General features: G+C 67.1%; 5 protein-coding genes. All 5 read left to right on the plus strand.

Going from position 1 to position 4,996, the window contains the following annotated elements:
* Positions 1-114 precede the first annotated feature (114 nt).
* Positions 115-750 carry a PepSY-associated TM helix domain-containing protein gene (locus tag QMX83_RS19990; protein ID WP_282298389.1) on the plus strand — a complete coding sequence of 212 codons (636 nt, stop codon included), beginning with the start codon at positions 115-117 and terminating at the stop codon, positions 748-750.
* Positions 751-771: 21 nt separating this feature from the next.
* Positions 772-1,305 carry a DUF2271 domain-containing protein gene (locus tag QMX83_RS19995; RefSeq protein ID WP_282298390.1) on the plus strand — a complete coding sequence of 178 codons (534 nt, stop codon included), beginning with the start codon at positions 772-774 and terminating at the stop codon, positions 1,303-1,305.
* Positions 1,306-1,333: 28 nt separating this feature from the next.
* Positions 1,334-2,140, plus strand: coding sequence for a DUF4198 domain-containing protein (locus tag QMX83_RS20000; RefSeq protein ID WP_282298391.1), 807 nt, complete (start codon positions 1,334-1,336; stop codon positions 2,138-2,140).
* Between the two features lie 211 nt (positions 2,141-2,351).
* Positions 2,352-3,329: an FAD:protein FMN transferase gene (locus QMX83_RS20005; RefSeq protein ID WP_282298392.1), complete on the plus strand. Its 978-nt coding sequence runs from the start codon at positions 2,352-2,354 to the stop codon at positions 3,327-3,329.
* A complete protein-coding gene (locus QMX83_RS20010) occupies positions 3,326-4,918 on the plus strand; it encodes a sulfite reductase flavoprotein subunit alpha (protein WP_282298393.1) in 1,593 nt (530 codons plus the stop codon). Before QMX83_RS20005 ends, QMX83_RS20010 begins: the two co-directional genes overlap by 4 nt.
* Positions 4,919-4,996 lie beyond the last annotated feature (78 nt).

Genomic DNA, 4,996 nt, shown 5'->3' on the forward strand with positions numbered 1-4,996 from the left:
GTGATGGATTCATGCGGGCCGGCCAACGGCCGGCGCTACCGGGATTTCACCCACCAATTGCGAACCATTCTCAACAATGATCTAATCCGCCTCTGAATTCCCGAGCGCGTCTCCTTGGCCACCCCGTCTTCCAGCGTGCAGCAGCAACAGTCCCGAGGCTTCTGGCTGCGCACCCTGCACCAGTGGCACTGGATCAGCTCGGCGGTGTGCCTGATCGGCATGATCCTGTTCGCCGCCACCGGCCTCACCCTGAACCACGCGGCGAAGATCGAAGCCACCCCGCAGGTGGTCAACCAGCAGTTGGAGCTGCCGGCCGACCTGCTGGCCACGCTTGGCGACCGCGAAGACGGCAATGCCCCGATTCCCCGCGCGGCCACCCGCTGGCTGGACCACGAACTCGGCATCTCGATTGGCCGCCGGCCGGCCGAATGGTCGCCGGAAGAGATCTATCTGTCCCTGCCCCGCCCCGGTGGCGACGCCTGGTTGAGCATCGACCGCGAAACCGGTGCGGTGGAATACGAATCCACCGCGCGCGGCTGGGTCTCGTACTTCAACGACCTGCACAAAGGCCGCAATGCCGGGCCGGCCTGGGGCTGGTTCCTGGACATCTTTGCCGTCGCCTGCCTGGTGTTCTGCATCACCGGCCTGTTCCTGCTGCACCTGCATGCCCGCCAGCGCCGCATGACCTGGCCGCTGGTCGGCGTGGGCCTGATGGTGCCGCTGCTGATCGCCCTGATCCTTATCCACTGACCTGCCCAACGGAGCCGCACCATGCGCGTTACCCTGACCATCGCCCTGAGCGGCCTGCTGGCCACCTCGCCGGCCTATGCCACCACCCTGGACATCAACGTCGAGGTACCCAAGCTCAACGTGGCCGAGTACCACCGTCCGTATGTGGCGGTATGGCTGGAAGGGGCCGACCAGAAGGTCGCCGCCAATCTGTCGGTCTGGTACCAGCAGTCTGGCAACGCCGAAGGCCACGGCACCAAGTGGCTTCCGGACCTGCGCCAGTGGTGGCGCAAGAGCGGTCGTACCCTCACCGTTCCGGTTGATGGCGTCACCGGGCCGACACGTCCGGCAGGTAACCATGCGCTGTCGTTCTCGTCGCAGAAGGCCGACGCGCGTGGCCCGTCGCTGCAGTCGCTTGCGCCGGGCAACTACACTCTGGTGGTGGAAGCGGTCCGTGAAGTCGGCGGCCGCGAACTGCTCAAGATTCCCTTCACCTGGCCGGCCACTGCCCCGCAGTCCGGCAAGGCGCAGGGCAGCACCGAACTGGGCCTGGTGACGCTGTCGGTCAAGCCCTGATACCCCTCATCCGTACATGGAGTTTTTGATGAAGCGCTCGCTTGTCCTAGCCGCCGCCCTGGCTGCCGCACTTCCGTTCTCCGCCTTGGCCCACAAGGCGTGGCTGCTGCCCTCGCAGACGGTGATCGCCGGCAACAATCCGGCCATCACCGTCGATGCGGCGGTGTCCAATGACCTGTTCTACTTCAACCATGTGCCGCTGCGCCTGGAGAGCATCGTCATCACCGCCCCCGACGGCACCACCGTGCAGCCGCAGAACGGCTCCACCGGCAAGTACCGCAGCGTGTTCGACCTGGAGCTGACCCAGCAGGGCACCTACCGCCTGGCCTCGGTCAACAGCGGGTTGTCGGCGACCTGGGAAGAAAACGGTCAGCCCAAGCGCTGGCGCGGCACCCCGGTCACCTTCGCCACCGAAGTGCCGAAGAAGGCCAAGAAGCTGCAGGTCGCGCAGTCGGTCAACCGCGTGGAGACCTTCGTCACCAACGGCACGCCGAACGACACCGCGCTGAAGTCGACCAAGCAGGGCATCGAGCTGGTCGCCGTGGGTCACCCGAACGATCTGGCCGCCGGTGAAGCGGCGAAGTTCCGCATCCTGGTCGACGGCAAGCCGCGCGCCGGCCTGGCGGTGGAAATCGTCCGCGGCGGTACCCGGTACCGCAACGCACAGGACGAGATCAAGGTGACCACCGACAAGAAGGGCGAGTTCTCGGTGACCTGGCCGGAAGCTGGCATGTACTGGCTGGAAACCAGCAGCGAAGACAAGAAGACCTCGCTGAAGCCGGCGAAGACGCGTCGGTTGAACTACGTCGCAACGCTTGAGGTTTTGCCGCAGTAACCGCGCGGAAGGAATGCCGGACTGACACGGCCCGGCTGCGGCGACCGTGAAACCCCGTAGAGCCGGGCTTGCCCGGCTGTTTTTCGCGTCAAACCATCCGCCAACAGCAGCCGGGCAAGCCCGGCTCTACGTTCCCACACCCCCGCACCATCCCGATTCACCCCGTACCGTCCCGAATCACCCCGCACCAACCGGCAACATCCACATCCACATGCTCCCTGCTTCCCCCGACATCGCGCGCCTTGGTGGTCACACCATGGGCACCACCTGGCAGGTCACGCTGGTGGCCGCGCCGAACCGCGACCTGCACCCGCTGCATGCGGGCATCCAGGCGCAGCTGGACACGGTGGTCGCGCAGATGAGCACCTGGGAAGCCGGCAGCGATATCTCCCGCTTCAACGCCGCATCCGCCGGCACCGTGTTATCGCTGCCGGAGCCGTTCGGCCACGTGCTGCGTGCCGCAATGGACATCGCCGCACGCAGCGGCGGTGCATTTGATCCGACGGTGGGTCCGCTGGTCGCCTTGTGGGGCTTCGGTGCGCACGCGCATGCGCGACGCGTGCCGGACGCCACCGCACTTGAAGCCACCCGCAATCGCTGCGGTTGGCAACGGCTGACGCTGAGTGCGAATCACCTCACCCAACCCGGCGGGTTGGAACTGGATCTGTCCGCCATCGCCAAAGGCTTCGCCGTCGACGCGGTCAGTGCCTGGCTGCGCACGCAGGACATCAGCGCTGCCCTGGTGGAAGTGGGCGGCGAACTTCACGGCTATGGCAGCAAGCCCGACGGGCAACCGTGGCGGGTGCTGGTGGAATCCGAACCCGAAGCCGATGCGGCCGCCGACCATCCGCCGCGCGTGCTGGCGCTGGATGACCTCGCCGTGGCCACCTCCGGTGACCGCTGGCATCACTATGCCGCCGATGGCGTGCAGTACAGCCACACCCTGGATCCACGCACCGGCGCACCGGTGACCCGTGCCGCGGCCGCGGTCACGGTGGTGGCCGCCGACGCGATGCATGCTGACGGCTGGGCCACCGCTCTGACCGTGATGGGTCTTGAAGAAGGTTTGGCGTTCGCGGGCGAACATGACCTGGCCGCACGCTTTGTCACCCGCACCGCAAACGCAATTGAAGAACACCTGAGTCCGGCGTTCCAGCACCTGCTCGACGCCCAACAGGCGGCCGCATGAGCCGCGCCGTCCTGGGCAACATCGCCGTCGGTGTGTTGTTGGCCGTCCTCGCCCTGCTGTTGCTGCAGCTGCACCTGACCGAGCCGTGGTGGCAGGCTGAACCCCTGGCCTCGCACTGGCGCTGGGCCGCCGGCAGCGTGCTGGCCTACGCCGCGTTCTGCACTTGGCTATGGTGGCGCGGACGCGAGCGTGATGACGCCGGCAGCGGCAGCGATGCCCTGCTGCTGGTGTGGGCGAGCCAGACCGGTTTTGCCCAGCAGTTGGCCGAACGCAGTGCCGAAGCATTGCGCGCTGCCGGACTGCCGGTGCGGCTGCGCGGGCTGCATCAGGTGGATGCCGATCTGCTGCACTCCAGCGCGCGCGTGCTGTTCATCGCCAGCACCACCGGCGAAGGCGATGCACCGGATCATGCGCTGCCGTTCCTGCGCAAGGTGATGCCGCAGTCGTTGAAGCTGCCTGATCTGCACTACGGCGTGCTGGCGCTGGGCGACCGCAGTTACGGCCACTTCTGCGCATTCGGCCATCAGCTGGACGCCTGGCTGCGCAAGCACGGTGCACATCCGCTGTTCGATACCGTTGAGGTGGACAACGCAGACCCGGCCGCATTGCGCCACTGGCAGCAGCTGCTGGGCCAGCTCGGCGGCAACCCGACCGAACTGCCGGATTGGGCCCCGGCGCATTACCAGCCGTGGACGCTACAGGATCGCGGACAGGTCAACGCCGGCAGCCCCGGTGCGGCCACCTGGCGGGTGGATCTGGTGCCCGCTGACGGCGTGCTGCCGGATTGGCAGGCCGGCGACGTCGTTGAGATCGGTCCGCAGCACGCGCCCGCCGAGGTCGAGGCTTGGCTGCAGGCACACGGCCGCGACGGCACACGACTGATCGAGGGCGAGTCATTGCGCACCCATCTGGCCCGCTCACATCTGCCGCAGCTGCCCGAGTCGGTCCCCAGCGACGATGCCGCGCTGGTGGCCTCGCTCAAGCCGCTGCCGCATCGCGAGTACTCCATCGCCAGTACCGCGGCGGAGGGCAAGGTCACGCTACTGTTGCGCCGCCTGCTGCGCCCGGATGGCACGCCCGGTCTGGGCAGTGGCTGGCTGTGCGACTACGCCGAACCCGGCGGGCGCATCGACCTGCGCTTCCGTTCCAATCCGAATTTCCATGCACCGCCGGCCGATGCACCGCTGATCCTGATCGGCAATGGCACCGGTATCGCCGGCCTGCGCGCCCACCTGCAGGCGCGGGCGGAAGCCGGCGCACGCCGCAACTGGCTGCTGTTTGGCGAGCGCACGGCCGCGCACGATTTCCACTTCGGCGAGGACCTGCTGCGCTGGCAGCGCGACGGTTTCATCGCCCCACTGGATGCGGTATTCAGTCGAGACGGCGGTGCGCATCGCTATGTGCAGGACCGACTGGCCGCGCAGCTGGACACGCTGCGCCAGTGGGTTCGCGAAGGAGCCACGATTCTGGTGTGTGGCAGCCTGCAGGGCATGGCACCGGCGGTAGACGCGGTGATCGAGCAGGCGCTGGGACGCGAGGACAAAGAAGCGTTGATCATCGCCGGTCGGTATCGGCGGGACGTGTATTAGTAGTGCCGGGCTCTGCCCGGCAACCCGGTATAACGGCAGCGGGGGCATCCCCGCTCCTGTGTATTTTAAAAATATACG

The organism is Stenotrophomonas sp. PS02289, from assembly GCF_029960115.1.
GTDB lineage: Bacteria > Pseudomonadota > Gammaproteobacteria > Xanthomonadales > Xanthomonadaceae > Stenotrophomonas.